Annotated in this window: 11 protein-coding genes; 4 read left to right on the forward strand and 7 right to left on the reverse strand. The window is 62.4% G+C overall.

Annotation, left to right across the window (positions count from 1 at the left end; all coding sequences use genetic code 11):
* The first annotated feature begins 9 nt into the window (after positions 1-9).
* On the forward strand, positions 10-2,157 hold the full coding sequence (locus tag WDU96_RS07845) for a 3-hydroxyacyl-CoA dehydrogenase NAD-binding domain-containing protein (RefSeq protein WP_337338412.1): 2,148 nt from the start codon (positions 10-12) through the stop codon (positions 2,155-2,157).
* Positions 2,158-2,224: 67 nt separating this feature from the next.
* Here WDU96_RS07845 and dxs read toward each other — a convergent pair whose 3' ends face one another.
* From dxs to dut, 5 genes are all read right to left on the reverse strand, one after another.
* Positions 2,225-4,150: a 1-deoxy-D-xylulose-5-phosphate synthase gene (dxs, locus tag WDU96_RS07850; RefSeq protein ID WP_337337943.1), complete on the reverse strand. Its 1,926-nt coding sequence runs from the start codon at positions 4,148-4,150 to the stop codon at positions 2,225-2,227.
* Positions 4,151-4,253: 103 nt separating this feature from the next.
* Positions 4,254-7,082 carry an aconitate hydratase AcnA gene (gene acnA / locus WDU96_RS07855; protein ID WP_337337944.1) on the reverse strand — a complete coding sequence of 943 codons (2,829 nt, stop codon included), beginning with the start codon at positions 7,080-7,082 and terminating at the stop codon, positions 4,254-4,256.
* 138 nt (positions 7,083-7,220) lie between these two features.
* A complete protein-coding gene (locus tag WDU96_RS07860) occupies positions 7,221-8,009 on the reverse strand; it encodes a DUF3159 domain-containing protein (protein WP_337337945.1) in 789 nt (262 codons plus the stop codon).
* The gene (locus WDU96_RS07865) at positions 8,006-8,608 is read right to left on the reverse strand and encodes a DUF3710 domain-containing protein (RefSeq protein WP_337337946.1); all 603 of its coding nucleotides are present in this window, start codon (positions 8,606-8,608) and stop codon (positions 8,006-8,008) included. Before WDU96_RS07865 ends, WDU96_RS07860 begins: the two co-directional genes overlap by 4 nt.
* Entirely contained in the window at positions 8,605-9,057 is a 453-nt protein-coding gene (gene dut / locus WDU96_RS07870; RefSeq protein ID WP_337337947.1) for a dUTP diphosphatase, read from the reverse strand. Before dut ends, WDU96_RS07865 begins: the two co-directional genes overlap by 4 nt.
* Before the next feature lie 12 nt (positions 9,058-9,069).
* On the opposite strand from dut, the gene WDU96_RS07875 reads away from it, so the two are divergent.
* Positions 9,070-9,558, forward strand: coding sequence for a DUF3093 domain-containing protein (locus WDU96_RS07875; RefSeq protein ID WP_337337948.1), 489 nt, complete (start codon positions 9,070-9,072; stop codon positions 9,556-9,558).
* Here WDU96_RS07875 and WDU96_RS07880 read toward each other — a convergent pair.
* Positions 9,533-9,829, reverse strand: a complete 297-nt coding sequence (locus tag WDU96_RS07880; protein ID WP_337337949.1) for a DUF4193 domain-containing protein — start codon at positions 9,827-9,829, stop codon at positions 9,533-9,535. The genes WDU96_RS07875 and WDU96_RS07880 overlap by 26 nt on opposite strands.
* A 210-nt stretch (positions 9,830-10,039) precedes the next feature.
* Between WDU96_RS07880 and sepH the strand changes: the two genes are divergently transcribed.
* Entirely contained in the window at positions 10,040-11,092 is a 1,053-nt protein-coding gene (gene sepH, locus WDU96_RS07885) for a septation protein SepH (protein ID WP_337337950.1), read from the forward strand.
* Here the strand turns inward: sepH and WDU96_RS07890 are convergent, their stop codons facing one another.
* Entirely contained in the window at positions 11,093-12,208 is a 1,116-nt protein-coding gene (locus tag WDU96_RS07890) for an alkaline phosphatase family protein (protein ID WP_337337951.1), read from the reverse strand.
* A gap of 68 nt (positions 12,209-12,276) precedes the next feature.
* Between WDU96_RS07890 and WDU96_RS07895 the strand changes: the two genes are divergently transcribed.
* Positions 12,277-14,736, forward strand: a complete 2,460-nt coding sequence (locus WDU96_RS07895; RefSeq protein WP_337337952.1) for a DNA gyrase/topoisomerase IV subunit A — start codon at positions 12,277-12,279, stop codon at positions 14,734-14,736.
* Positions 14,737-14,739 lie beyond the last annotated feature (3 nt).

The following is a 14,739-nucleotide window of genomic DNA, read 5'->3' on the forward strand; positions in this document are numbered from 1 at the left end:
GGCGCAACGATGACCAATTACGCAGAGGTTGACTTTTCTCCGATTCTCGCCGACACCGACGACGAGGTGATCACGCACTCCCCCGTGCGAGACATTCGCCTCGCCTCCGGCAAGGTGCTCGCGCTCATCACGCTCGACAACGGACGCGACCACACTCGCCCGAACACGCTCGGGCCTGCGACGCTGCAAGAGCTGAACAACACGCTCGACGCGCTCAAGGTGCGCGCCGCGGCTGGTGAGATCAACGCCGTGGCCGTAACCGGTAAGCAGTACATTCTTGCCGCTGGCGCCGACCTGAGCGACATCAGCAAGGTGGGCTCGCGAGACAATGCCAAGATGGTTGCCCAGTTCGGCCACCACGTGCTCGGCAAGCTCGGCGATCTCGGGGTGCCTTCGTTCGCCTTCATCAATGGGCTGGCGCTCGGTGGCGGACTCGAGATCGCACTCAACTCGACCTATCGAACGGTGGACGCCTCGGCGGCCGCGATTGCATTGCCCGAGGTGTTCCTCGGGATCATTCCTGGTTGGGGCGGTGCGTATCTGCTGCCAAACCTGATCGGAATCGAGAATGCTCTTGAGGTCGTCATCTCGAACCCGCTGAAGCAGAACCGAATGCTCAAGCCGCAGCAGGCGTTTGAGTACGGCATCACAGATGCGATCTTCCCCGCGGCCAACTACCTTGAGAACTCGCTCTCATGGGCGGATGGTGTGCTCGCCGGCAAAATCAAGGTAGAGCGCAAGAACGAACCAGGAAAGATCGAGCGGCTCACCAAATGGCCGATCGCTATCAAGATGGCGCGCGGCATGCTCGAGTCGAAGATCGGTACCGTTCCGAAGTCACCGTATGCTGCACTCGAGCTGCTCGAAAAAGCTAAGTCGGGCACAAAGGCAGAAGGCTTTGCTCGCGAAGATGACGCACTCGCCGACCTCGTCGTCGGCGACCAGTTCGCAGCATCCATGTACGCCTTCGACCTCGTGCAGAAGCGCGCGAAGCGTCCAGTGGGAGCGCCCGACAAGTCGCTGGCGAAGAAGATCACCAAGGTGGGAGTCATCGGTGCTGGTCTGATGGCCAGCCAGTTTGCGCTGCTGTTCGTTCGTCGGCTGCAGGTTCCCGTGATTATCACTGACCTGGATCAGGCGCGTGTTGACAAGGGTGTGGCCTACATCCACGACGAGATCGGCAAGCTCGAGGCGAAGGGTCGGCTTGACTCCGACTCGGCGAACAAACTCCGCAGCCTCGTTAGCGGCACCACCGACAAATCACTCTACGCAGACTGCGACTTCGTAATCGAAGCCGTTTTTGAAGAGGTGGGCGTCAAGCAGCAGGTATTCGGCGAGATCGAGAAATTCATCGCCGACGATGCCATTCTGGCGACCAACACCTCGTCGCTGTCAGTGGAAGAGATCGGCTCAACTCTCGCTCACCCCGAGCGTCTGGTCGGCTTCCACTTCTTCAATCCGGTTGCCGTCATGCCGCTTATCGAGATTGTGAAGACGCCTCAGACCTCCGACGCTGCGCTCTCGACGGCTTTCGTCACTGCAAAGGGTCTTCGCAAGAACGCCGTGCTGACCGCTGATGCCCCCGGCTTCGTAGTGAATCGTCTGCTTGCCAAGGTGATGGGTGAAGCTGCTCGGGCGGTCTACGAGGGCACTCCCCTGCTCACGGTGGAGAAGGCCTTCGCTCCCATTGGGCTGCCGATGACGCCGTTCCAACTCATCGATCTTGTCGGGTGGAAGGTCGCCGCGCACGTCCAGGACACCATGGCGCATGCGTTCCCTGAGCGCTTCTTCGCCTCGGAGAACTTCCACAAGCTTGCGGAGCTTTCGGAAGTCGTCGACAAGGACAAAGCCGGACGGGTCACCGGCTGGAGCAAGTCAGCCGAAAAGGTACTCAAGGGTGCCGTGGGATCGACCCCCGCGACGGAAGCAGAGATTCTGCGCCGCGTGCAGGATGGACTTGCCCAAGAGATCAAGATCATGCTCGACGACAACGTCGTTGCAGCAGTCGAAGATATCGATCTGTGTTTGATTCTCGGCGCGGGCTGGCCATTCATTGATGGTGGAGCTTCGCCATACCTCGACCGCGAAGGCGCATCCGAGCGTGTGTTCGGCGAGACCTTTCACACGCCGATGGTGAAAGGCATAGCCCACAGCTAGATCCTGATTGAAATATGGGTCAGTACTCTCGGACAGCAATCCGACAGTACTGACCCATATTCTCGTTTTAGGTCAGTGGCAGCTCAGCGCTTGCGGCCCGTGCAACCGGAATTCTGGTGCCCAGCACCTGCGCGATCACGTCTTGCGCGATCTTGGCGGGTGTGAGGCCAGCATCGTCGAGAATCTGCTCACGTGTGGCGTGGTCGATGAACTCATCTGGCACACCGAGTTCGTCTACGGCCGTATCGACTCCTGCCTCACGAAGAACCTGGCGCACGCGCGTGCCGATGCCCCCGACACGAATGCCGTCCTCGATCGTGATGACCAGCCGGTGGTTGGCTGCGAGTTCGATCAACGAAGCTTGAACGGGAATGACCCACCGCGGATCGACAACCGTGGCGCCGATTCCCTGGGCGCGCAGGCGCGCGGCGACGTCCATCGCGGTATGAGCCATCGGACCTATTCCCACAATCAGCACATCTTGGGCATCAGAGCGAGCGAGTACGTCAACACCATCGTGCAGCCGTTCGATCGTCGGAATGTCGTTGCTCACCGTTCCCTTGGGAAAGCGAACCACAGTCGGTGCGTCGTTGACGGTCACGGCCTCGCGCAGCTCCTCCCGCAGCCGCTCAGCGTCGCGTGGCACCGCGATGCGAATGTGGGGCACGAGTTGAAGCATGGCGAGATCCCAGATGCCGTGGTGACTCGGGCCGTCGGGGCCGGTAACGCCAGCCCTGTCGAGCACAAACGTCACACCGGCTCGGTGCAGCGCGACATCCATCAGCACCTGGTCAAAGGCGCGATTCATGAAAGTGGCGTACATCGCCACCACCGGGTGCAGCCCACCGAATGCCAGACCCGCCGCCGATGCGACCGCGTGTTGCTCGGCGATACCCACATCGTAAACACGGTCGGGGAACCGCTCCGCGAACGGCAGCAAGCCCGTCGGGCGAAGCATGGCAGCAGTCATCGCAATGACATCATGACGCTCGGTGCCCACAGCGAGAAGCTCGTCGGCGAAGACGTCGGTCCAGGCCTGGCTGGTGGATGCTCCGCCGACCGTCCGGCCCGTGATGGGATCGATCTTGCCGACCGCGTGAAACTGATCGGCATCGTCGTCGAGGGCAGGCTGGTAGCCGCGGCCCTTCTCGGTGATCGCATGAACGATGACCGGCGCACCGTAAGACTTCGCCAGCTCCAGAGTCTCGAGCAGCACGGGCAGGTCATGACCGTCGATCGGGCCGAGATACTTGATGTCGAGGTTCGAATAGAGCGCTTCGTTGTTGGTGAAGCGCGACAAGAATCCGTGTGTGCCACCTCTCACCCCACGGTAAACGGCACGCGCCGCAGGGCCGAGTGTGTGGAACAGGCTGTCAGAGCCGCGACGCAAGTTGCGATAGGTATCGGCCGTGCGTACGCGGTTGAGGTATCGCGCCATTCCCCCGATTGTCGGTGCGTAAGAGCGGCCGTTGTCGTTGACGACGATGACCAGATTGCGGTCGTTGTCGTCGGAGATGTTGTTCAGCGCTTCCCAGGTCATTCCACCGGTGAGCGATCCATCGCCCACAACGGTGACGACGTGTCGGTCCTTGCGCCCGGTTCGCACAAACGCACGAGAAACGCCATCAGCCCAACTCAGCGAGCTCGAGGCGTGCGATGACTCGACGACATCGTGTGGGCTCTCAGACCGCTGCGGGTACCCCGCCAGGCCGCCGCGCGAACGCAGCCCGGAGAAGTCCTGGCGACCGGTAAGCAGCTTGTGCACGTACGACTGGTGGCCGGTATCGAAGATGAATGGATCTTGCGGCGAGTCGAAGACCCGATGAAGTGCAATGGTGAGCTCAACCACGCCGAGATTGGGACCCAGGTGTCCGCCGGTGCGCGCCACGTTCTCGACGAGGAACTCTCGCACCTCGGAAGCAAGCTGTGACAGCTGTTCGGTCGACAACGAGTCAAGATCACGCGGCCCATGGATGGACGACAGCAACGACATCCTGGCTCCTCTCTTGGCCCTGAAGGGCGCAATTCAGTCTAACCGCGAGACAACGAAGAGGCCGGGACTTGCGTCCCGACCTCTTCGATGTGTGTTTGTTTGCTTAGACGAGCGAGCGCAGCACGTACTGCAGAATTCCACCGTTGCGGTAGTAGTCAGCTTCGCCGGGAGTATCGATGCGCACTACGGCATCGAACTCCACAGTCGGCTTGCCTTCGGCAGAGAATTCGCTTGGCTTCGCCGTTACGTGCACTGACTTCGGCGTGACGCCTTCGTTCAGCTGCTCAAGACCTGAGATCGAGACGATCTCTGTGCCGTCGAGTCCGAGCGAGGCCCAGCTTTCGCCCGCGGGGAACTGCAGCGGGACGACGCCCATTCCGATCAAGTTTGAGCGGTGGATGCGCTCGAAGCTCTCGGTGATGACCGCTTTCACCCCGAGCAGGCTGGTGCCCTTGGCCGCCCAGTCGCGCGAAGAACCAGAGCCATACTCCTTGCCGCCGAAGATCACGAGCGGCGTGCCCTGGGCCTGGTAGTTCTGGCTCGCGTCGTAGATGAACGACTGCGGACCACCAGCTTGCGTGAAGTCGCGAGTGAAGCCACCCTCTACCTCAGCGCCGTCATTCACTGAACGCACGAGCTGGTTTTTGAGGCGGATGTTCGCGAACGTACCGCGGATCATGATCTCGTGGTTGCCACGACGTGAGCCGTAGGAGTTGAAGTCCTTGCGGTCAACGCCGTGCTCTGCCAGGTACTGACCGGCTGGGCTGTCTGCCTTGATGTTTCCGGCGGGGCTGATGTGGTCGGTGGTGACCGAGTCCAGCAGTGTCGCCATCACGCGCGCATCTTCGATGTCGGTGACCGGAGTCAGCTCCATCGTCATGCCATCGAAGTACGGGGGCTTGCGCACGTAGGTCGACTGCGCATCCCACTCGAAAACATCACCGGTCGGAGTGGGGAGGTTCTTCCAACGGTCATCGCCCTCGAACACGCTGGCGTACTGGGTATCGAACATCTCTTTGTTGATCGATGAGTCGATCGTTGACTGGACCTCGGCGGCGTCGGGCCAGATGTCTTTCAGGAAGACATCGTTGCCGTCGGAGTCCTTGCCGAGTGCGTCGGTTTCGAAGTCGAAGTTCATCGTTCCCGCGAGCGAGTACGCGATGACCAGTGGCGGGCTTGCCAGGTAGTTCATCTTCACGTCGGGGTTGATGCGGCCCTCGAAGTTGCGGTTTCCGGAAAGAACCGCAGTGACAGCGAGATCGTTCTCGTTGATCGCTGTCGATACTTCTTCGATCAGCGGGCCGGAGTTGCCGATGCACGTCGTGCATCCATAACCCACCGTGTAGAAGCCCAGAGCCTCCAGGTCGTCGGTCAGGCCTGCCTTCTCGTAGTAGTCGGTGACGACCTTCGAGCCGGGCGCGAGCGTCGTCTTGACCCACGGCTTCGCCTTGAGGCCCTTCTTCACCGCATTGCGAGCGAGAAGTCCCGCGGCCAGCATGACCGAAGGGTTCGATGTGTTGGTGCACGAGGTGATAGCGGCGATCGTGACAGCGCCGTGATCGAGCGTGAACTTCTCACCATCTTCGAGCGTGACCGCAGACGGCTTCGACACCGACTTCGGTGCGTGGCTGTTGTGGTGGTGCTCGTGCGAGTTGTGCTCGTCTTCCGGCGTGTTGCCGGGCGGGTCGGATGCCGGGAACGATTCCGCACCTTCGAGGTCAACGAGGTCGTGGTCGACCTCGGCGTAATTCACGAGATCGAGTTCGAACTGCTCCTTCGAGCGCGACAACTCAATGCGGTCTTGCGGACGCTTCGGCCCGGCGATCGAGGGAACAACTGTCGACAGATCGAGTTCCATGTACTCGCTGAAGGTGGGCTCCACCGAAGCGTCGTGCCAAAGGCTCTGCTCTTTCGCATAGGCCTCGACGAGCGCGAGGGACTGTTCGCTGCGGCCGGTCAGTCGCAGGTAGTCCACGGTGACCGAGTCGATCGGGAACATGGCGGCCGTCGAACCGAATTCCGGGCTCATGTTTCCGATGGTGGCGCGGTTGGCCAGCGGCACCGAGGCGACGCCGTCGCCGTAGAACTCGACGAACTTTCCGACAACACCGTGCTGGCGAAGCATGTCAGTGATTGTGAGCACGACGTCAGTGGCGGTGACCGCAGCAGGGATCGTTCCGGTCAGTTTGAAGCCGACAACCTTCGGAATGAGCATCGACACGGGCTGCCCGAGCATGGCGGCCTCTGCCTCGATGCCGCCGACGCCCCAGCCGAGCACGCCGAGACCGTTCACCATGGTGGTGTGCGAGTCGGTACCGACGCAGGTGTCGGGGTATGCCTGCAGCACACCACTGTTCGTGCGGTCATAGATGACCTTTGCGAGGTGCTCGATGTTCACCTGGTGCACGATGCCGGTGCCAGGAGGAACGACCTTGAAGTCGTTGAACGCGGTCTGGCCCCAGCGCAAGAACTGGTACCGCTCGCCGTTGCGCTGGTACTCGATCTCTACGTTGCGCTCCAGTGCGTTCTCGCTGCCGAACAGGTCAGCGATCACCGAGTGGTCGATGACCATCTCGGCGGGCGAGAGCGGATTGATCTTGGTGGGATCGCCGCCTAGTTCAACGACCGCTTCGCGCATCGTGGCAAGGTCGACGATGCAGGGCACGCCCGTGAAGTCCTGCATGACGACGCGCGCGGGCGAGAACTGGATCTCGGTGTCGGGGTCTGCCGCAGCATCCCACGAACCAAGTGCCTCAATCTGCGCCTTCGTCACGTTCGCACCATCCTCGGTGCGAAGAAGGTTCTCCAGCAGCACCTTGAGGCTGAACGGGAGCTTCTCGTAACCGGGAACGGTATCGATGCGGAAGATCTCGTAGTCGGTGCTGCCGACCGTCAGGGTGCTCTTGGCACCGAAGCTGTCAACCGTGGACACGTGTGTCTCCTTCGTCGGCGGCGGGAGGCGCCGAAATGAGGCGCATCCCCATCATCCCGCGCTCCTGAGCCCTCGGCTAGTGAGGGTGACCTAAGCGAAGCGACGGATGAATTTATCTTGATGTCAAGATAAATCGTATCACTTGGGTTGCGGCGGATACAGAGCGCGCACGGCGAGCCACGTCACAGCGACCATCGGCGCGAAAAGCGGAAGACCCATAACGAGTTTGGCGGTTCCGAGCGCGGTCGTTGCGCCCGGGTCTCCCTCCAGACTCGCGAAGTAGAGGGGCAGCTGCACGAGCAGCCGTGCCGCAAACAAGCCGGCCCATGCGATGCCGAGCCAGAAGAATGCTCGCCGCTTGCGCTTGTCGGCACGCCATGAAGTGCCGTCTCCCATCAAGAACCCGATCGCAAGACCAATCAACGACCAGCCGATGAGCGCCGAGACGAGCAACGCTGAGCCGTAGAGAACGTTGGTGATGAAGCCGGGAACGAAGTTGTTGCTGGCTTCGCCGGTAAACGCGGCGAACGCGGCCGCGACACCAGTGGTGACAAGCCCGCCCATTGCGGCGGTGATCGGCTGGCGCGAGACTAGACGCACGACAGTGAACACGCCGGCAGCACCGAGTGAGACGCCGAGCGACAGCCAGAGATTGCCCTTCTGCGTCTCAGGGTCGATGGTGACGGTGTAGAGCACGATGAACAGCAGTCCGGGCAGGACTGATTCGAGGATGCCGCGCCAGCCTCCCATCGCGCCCCACACGACATGGGAAGTGCTCTTGCCTTCGTTCGGGTCTAGACCGGCACGCCTGGCTGCTCCCCCAAGGGCGGCGCCGAAGATCTCCGACGCCGCGGGGGGTGAGGACGCTTCCGCCGACCCCCGATGCTCATCGCCCGATTCGGTGTCTGCGCCGTTCGCGTCACTCATGCGCTGCCGGGGGTCGCCGGCATGCGCAGGGGAATGAGATCTCGCGGCGGCATGGGTGTTCCACCTCGCACGACGACGATGGATCGGAACAGATCCTCGACTTTCGCCGCTGCTTCGACATCTGCCGTTGCCGCGCCTCCGATGACGCCTCGCAAGAACCAGCGAGGGCCGTCTACGCCCACGAAGCGCGCGAGACGCTTGCCACTGGCACCATCAGCACCAGCAACGACGGGGACTTCTGCCAGCAGCTCAGCCCCCAACGGTCCTTGGCGTTCCTCTACTCGCCCGCCCTGTTGACGCACCTGCGCGCGGATCTGTTCGCGCGTCTCGTCCCACAGCCCGGTGGAGCGGGGCGCCGCGAAGGGCTGCACCTGCAGTGTGGAGTCGGCGTAGTCGAGGCCGACGGCGACAATGCGCTTCGTCTGCTCTTCGACCTCGAGGCGCAGATTGAGGCCTTCGCGAGGGAGGATCTTGATGCCGCCGAGGTCGATGTAGGGCCGCACGGGATTGGCCTCAGTCTCGTCGAAAGGACCGTTTGCCGCGCGCAGGGCCGGGGTCAAACCCGCGGGGGCGTTTTCGGCAGGTGTGGGATCGGTCATGCCGGGGTTCCCTCTTTCTGATAGCCGGTCGATCCGAAGCCACCTTCGCCACGGATGCTGTCGGGCAAGGTTTCGACCGGGATGAAGTGTGCGCGAGAGACGGGCATCACTATGAGTTGGGCAATGCGATCGCCGACGGCGACGTGAAAAGCGGTGCTGCTATCGGTGTTGAGAAGCGTCACCTTGATCTCGCCGCGGTATCCCGCGTCGACAGTGCCCGGCGAGTTGACAACGGTGATGCCGTGCTTGGCCGCGAGGCCGCTTCGCGGCACGACGAATGCGGCATAGCCTTCTGGCAGAGCGATACGAACTCCGGTGCCGACAAGAGCACGAGCGCCGGGAGCAAGCGTCACGGCTTCAGACGCCGCTAGGTCGGCCCCTGCGTCGCCGGGATGGGCATACACGGGTGCGTCGGGGGCGATAATGGGAATGTCCACCGTTTCAGTCACCCAACGAGGGTAATGCAGAACTCAACGAGCAGTGCAGGAGTCGGCGATTATCGCGAGCGACTCGGTCCATCTTTGTGGGTGCTGGTGAGCGCCGGAGTTGTCGCACCGATGGCAGCGCTCGTGTTTGCGCCGCTGAACACAACTCTCGCTCTTGTCATCGGAGCAGCGCTGGGATTGCTGACGGTCGTCTTGCTTGTAAGTCTCGCCCCAGTGGTCAGCGTCGAGAACGACGTCTTGCGGGCGGGACGTGCGCACATCTCCACCGAATTGCTCGGAGAACCAGAGGTGCACTCCGGCGAGTCGGCTCGGCATGCCCGAGGTACAGGACTCGATCCTCGAGCGTGGCACCTGATCCGAGGTGGAATAGACGCGCTCGTTGTTGTTCCCAATTTGGATCCTGAGGATCCCGCTCCGGCGTGGGTGATCTGCTCACGCACGCCAGAGCGACTGGCCGCGGCTATTCGCCGAGCACAGCTTACGCGGAGCACTCCAGGCAGATAGCGCCATCGGCGCCGGTGTGATCGAGCTGCGAACGGTGCTTCACAAGGAAGCAGCTCATGCAAGTGAACTCGTCGTCCTGTGCGGGAAGAACGACAACATCGAGTTCGAGGTCTGAAAGATCCGCTCCGGGCAGTTCAAAGCCTGAGGGATTATCAGCATCCTCAGCATCGACCGAACCGGAGAGCTTGTCGGGAACGCGCTCCTTGAGCGCCTCGATCGACTCGCTGTCGTCTTCGGTCTTGTTGCGTGGTGCGTCGTAATCGGTGGCCATGCCTGTACGTCTCAACTTCCGGGTGACTCGGTGTGTATCGGCCCCGTGGGGCGGCGACAGTTTGCACGAGTTTGAGCGAATACGCAAATACGCTTGGCTTTCGCGCCCTGTCACCCACCTAAACTCGCGGCGCACGCACGAAATTCCCGAGGATTGGGACGGCGTGTGTAAGCATTAGGGCGCATACGCAGGGATCGGAGAGGCGTCCGCATGGAACAGCTCAAGGTCATCGGAACAGAAGAGGACAAACTCGTCCTGGCAACCGAGTCAGGCGAAAGGTTTGTGCTCGCCATAGACGACGTTTTGCGCGTCGAATTGCGCAAGGTGCGTCGCGCCCGCGAAGATGAGAATTCCGTTCTGCGCGCCAGCCCGCGAGAGATTCAGTCGCATATTCGCGCCGGGCTTTCTGCTGCCGAGGTCGCTGAGCTTCTCGGCGCTCGCGTCGAGGACGTCGAGCGCTTTGAAGGGCCCGTGCTTGCTGAGCGTGAACACATCGTCGGGCAAGCGCTCGCTGTGCCCGTGTTGATGGGCGGCGACTTCGAACCGAGCGCTCAGCCGACTTTCGGATCCGCCGTGCGGGGCAAGCTTGCTGAAGCCGCCGCGATTGGCGAACGCTGGACCAGCTGGAAGGAGTCCACCGGGTGGATTCTGAAGCTTGAGTTCACCGCGAATGATGTCGATCACGATGCCCGCTGGAGCTTCGATCCGCGTCGCAGCACGCTGGCTCCTCTCAACTCTGACGCGGTGCAGCTCTCTCGCCAAGGATCGTTGCCTGAGGGCCTCATCCCCCGTCTACGTGCTCTAGACGTTGCTCCTGCGAAGGATGACACCCGGTTCGACAGTGGAGCGTTCGGGCCCCGCAAGATGCCCGAAGCAGACCTTGAGGCTCCCGACCTCAGCGAGCCGACGGCAGCCGCAGTTCAAGCCGCAGCGATCAAGCGTGCCGATTCTCCGGCTACCACGTCGGCCGAAACTGCAGACCTGCTTGAAGCTCTGCGTCGACGCCGTGGACAACGCGAACCGTTGCCCGGTGCTGACGAAGATGCTCCGGAGGATCCACCACGTTCGCACGCACCCGTCGCGCTCTTTGATGCGCTCGAGCCTGGCTACGAGGCGACAGTCGACGAAAACGACGACTCCGCGGCGGCGAAACCCTCACATTTCGAGTCTTCGTCTGCGGCAGCCGAGGGCGGACGCCGCAAGGGGCGGTCTTCAATGCCCTCATGGGACGAGATCGTTTTCGGCGCGAAGACCGACGACTAGCTAGCGGAATGCACCGAGCCTGATCAAGGGCACAATGCGCTCTTCGGCGGTCAACGATCCGTGCTGGCCGATCATCCGTTGCGGACCTTTGTCACCCGTACGATCGTCGTAGTACGCGATTCCGGCGCGTGGGGCGATCAATACATCGCCGATTCGCTCAATGACTTCGTCGCTCACTGGGCCGAGCAAGCCCGACTCGATGATCTCGGCACGAGACAGCACCCACGAGCGCTCGCCCTCTGAGGCACGCCACCGCGCAAGGACGCTCTCTTGCTGGCCCACTTCGGCATAGACATGAAGCATGCGCGGTTCGCCTCCCACCAGTGAGACGCCGTCGACGAGATCGTCGCCAGCACCCAGCAGAATGTGTCGGTGGCGAGGCACGTCGATCATGCCGTGGTCGGCCGTCACGACAGCACCAATACCCGGTCTCAGCTGCGCTGCCAGAGAAGCCGCGGCGGCATCCAAGGTCTCGAGAGTTCCCACCCATTCGTCGGACTGCCACCCGTGTTTGTGACCAGCGCCGTCAAGTTCCGGGGCATAGAGGTAAACCAGAGATCCGGGATGCTGATGAGCGATCCGTGCAGCTTCGGCCACTCGTTCGGTCAGGTCGTCGACACCGACGAACTGAGCGCCGGACTGGGTTGCGCGCGTATATCCGGTTGACTCATACTCGCTCTTCGAGACGACGAAGAACGCTCGACCGAGCGACGTCGCCAGCGGGATGGCGCGCTGCCACGACTCGGGTAGCCCGTCTGTCTCCCAACCCCGCAACTGGTTCGCGACCCGGTGCTCGCCGGGCACGCGAGCCTTGTAACCGACGATCCCATGCTCCCCCGGCAGCGTTCCGGTGAGCAGACTTGCCAGGGCGCTCGCTGTGGTCGAGGGAAAGACAGTGCGGGCAACATCTTTCTTGGTCGCCATCGACGCGAGAAACCGCGCGTGGCCAGACCGAGCGGCTAGATTGTGGCTCCCGAGACCATCGATGACGAAAACGATCGCGCTCGTGGCAGGGGCAAACCATGCGGAGTCTGCGCTCAGTGCGCGCGCCATCTCGGGCACAACACCGGTGAGGCTCCGGGCGTGCGGCGGGTCCACGGGTAGGCTGAGAGGCATCTGGGCCAGTCTCGCATATGCGTGCCGAGCCCTCGCCGCACCGCTGTTACCCCGAGGCCACATCGTCAATGCCTGCATCACGCCCTGAATCCGCCACCGCTGATCACGGACGCATCGAGGACGTCGATGTGTCCGCCGAAATGCAGGGTTCGTTCCTTGAATACGCCTATTCAGTGATCTACTCCCGGGCGCTTCCGGACGCCCGCGACGGACTGAAGCCGGTTCAGCGCCGCATTCTTTTTCAGATGGCCGACATGGGCCTTCGCCCAGATCGAGGCCATGTCAAAAGCGCGCGCGTCGTCGGTGAGGTCATGGGTAAGTTGCACCCGCACGGAGACAGCGCGATCTACGACGCGCTCGTGCGCCTGGCGCAGCCCTTCTCTCTGCGCGTGCCGTTGGTCGATGGCCACGGAAACTTCGGATCCCTCGATGACGGCCCGGCAGCCTCCAGATACACCGAGGCGCGGCTTGCGCCCCCGGCGCTCGCGCTGACCGAGAATCTCGACGAAGACGTCGTGGATTTCATCCCGAATTACGACGGCCAGTTTCAACAGCCCGAAGTGCTGCCCGCGGCATTCCCGAATCTGCTGGTGAACGGCGCATCGGGCATCGCGGTTGGCATGGCGACCAACATGGCGCCCCACAACCTGATCGAGGTTGTCGCTGCGGCCATTCATCTCCTTGAGCATCCCGAAGCCACCGTGGAAGAACTCATGGAGTTCGTCCCGGGGCCCGATCTGCCCTCCGGGGGCATCATCGTGGGCCTTGACGGAATCAAAGACGCGTACACGAACGGACGCGGCAGCTTCCGCACCCGCTCGAAGGTTTCGATCGAATCGGTCGGTCCGCGGCGCACGGGACTTGTCGTCACCGAACTTCCCTACCTCGTGGGTCCTGAACGCATCATCGAGAAGATTAAAGATGCGGTCAACGCAAAGAAGCTGCAGGGCATCGCTGATGTCGCCGATCTCACGGATCGTCACCACGGCCTTCGTCTGATCATCACAATCAAGACCGGCTTTGACCCGCAGGCGGTGCTCGATCACCTTTACCGGCTGACGCCGCTCGAAGATTCATTCAGCATGAACAACGTCGCCTTGGTGGCCGGTCAGCCGGCAACGCTTGGTCTTCGTGAGATGTTGCGCGTCTATCTAGACCATCGCATCAGTGTCATCACGCGCAGAAGCCAGTATCGACTGCGCAAGCGCAAAGAGCGGTTGCACCTTGTCGAGGGCCTGCTGGTGGCCATTCTCGACATCGACGAGGTCATTCAAGTCATCCGCGCATCTGATGACACCGAGCAGGCCCGCGCGAGGCTGATGGATGTCTTCGACCTCTCACAGTTGCAGGCCGAGTACATCCTCGAGCTGCGGTTGCGCAGGTTGACCAAGTTCTCTCGTATCGAACTTGAAGCGGAGCGTGACAGCCTGCTTGCTGAGATCGCCGAGCTGGAGAAGCTGCTCGGCAGCGATGCGCTGATTCGTGCTCAGGTCGCCCGCGAGCTTGAGGTCGCGGCAGACACGTATGGCACGCCGCGCCGAACGGTTCTTCTCAACGGCGGACCCGTACAGCCGCGCTCGCGCGCTGCGGCAGCAGCGGCGGAACTGCAGATCGCTGACGCGCCGTGCCGAGTCTTCCTCTCGGCGAGCGGACGAATGGTGCGCGCCGAGCTCACCCCAGACGTGGCCGCGGGCGGAATCGTGCCACCAGCACGTCGGTCGAAGCACGACGCGATTCTTGCGAGTGTCGACACCACTGCACGCGGTGATATCGGCGCTATCACCACTCATGGTCGTCTGGTTCGCTTCACTCCCGTTGACCTGCCGTCGGTGCCCGGAAACTCTGTGCAGCTGAGCGCAGGAATGCGTGCAGACCAGTACTTGGGTCTGACGGGTGGCGAACGCATCGTATCGATCGTGCCGCTCGCCGACTCCCCCGCGATCGCCATCGGCACAGCTATGGGAACAGTCAAGCGAGTTGCTGCGACCGAACTCGGCGCCAAACACGACATCGAGATCATCTCGTTGCGCGACGGCGACCGTGTCGTCGGGGCTGCGCCCGCCTCTGACGGCGACGAACTGGTGTTCGTAGCCAGCGACGCGCAATTGCTGCGCTTCGACGCATCTTCGGTAAGACCCCAGGGCAAGGCTGCCGGAGGTATGGCAGGAATCCGTCTCGGCGACGGCGCATCCGTGATCATGTTCTCAGTGGTCGGCGCGTCGGCCTTCGATGCGGTGGTGGTCACCGTAGCTGGGGCGACCTCTGCTATCGCAGGCACCGATGCTGGCAGCGCCAAGGTGTCGGTCTTCAGCGAGTTTCCCGCGAAGGGACGCGCGACCGGTGGTGTGCGCGCCCAGCGTCTGCTGCGCGGCGAAGACGCCCTCACGCTCGCCTGGGTTGGATCAGACCCCCGTGCGATCGCCGCTGACGGAGCGACGCGTTCGCTGCCGGAGCCCGGCGCGAAGCGCGATGCCTCGGGCACACCGCTCGACGGCGTGATCGCGTACGTCGGCACGGGAGTTCGCTGACGC

Source organism: Microbacterium marmarense (genome assembly GCF_037204165.1).
Classification (GTDB): Bacteria; Actinomycetota; Actinomycetes; order Actinomycetales; family Microbacteriaceae; genus Microbacterium; species Microbacterium marmarense.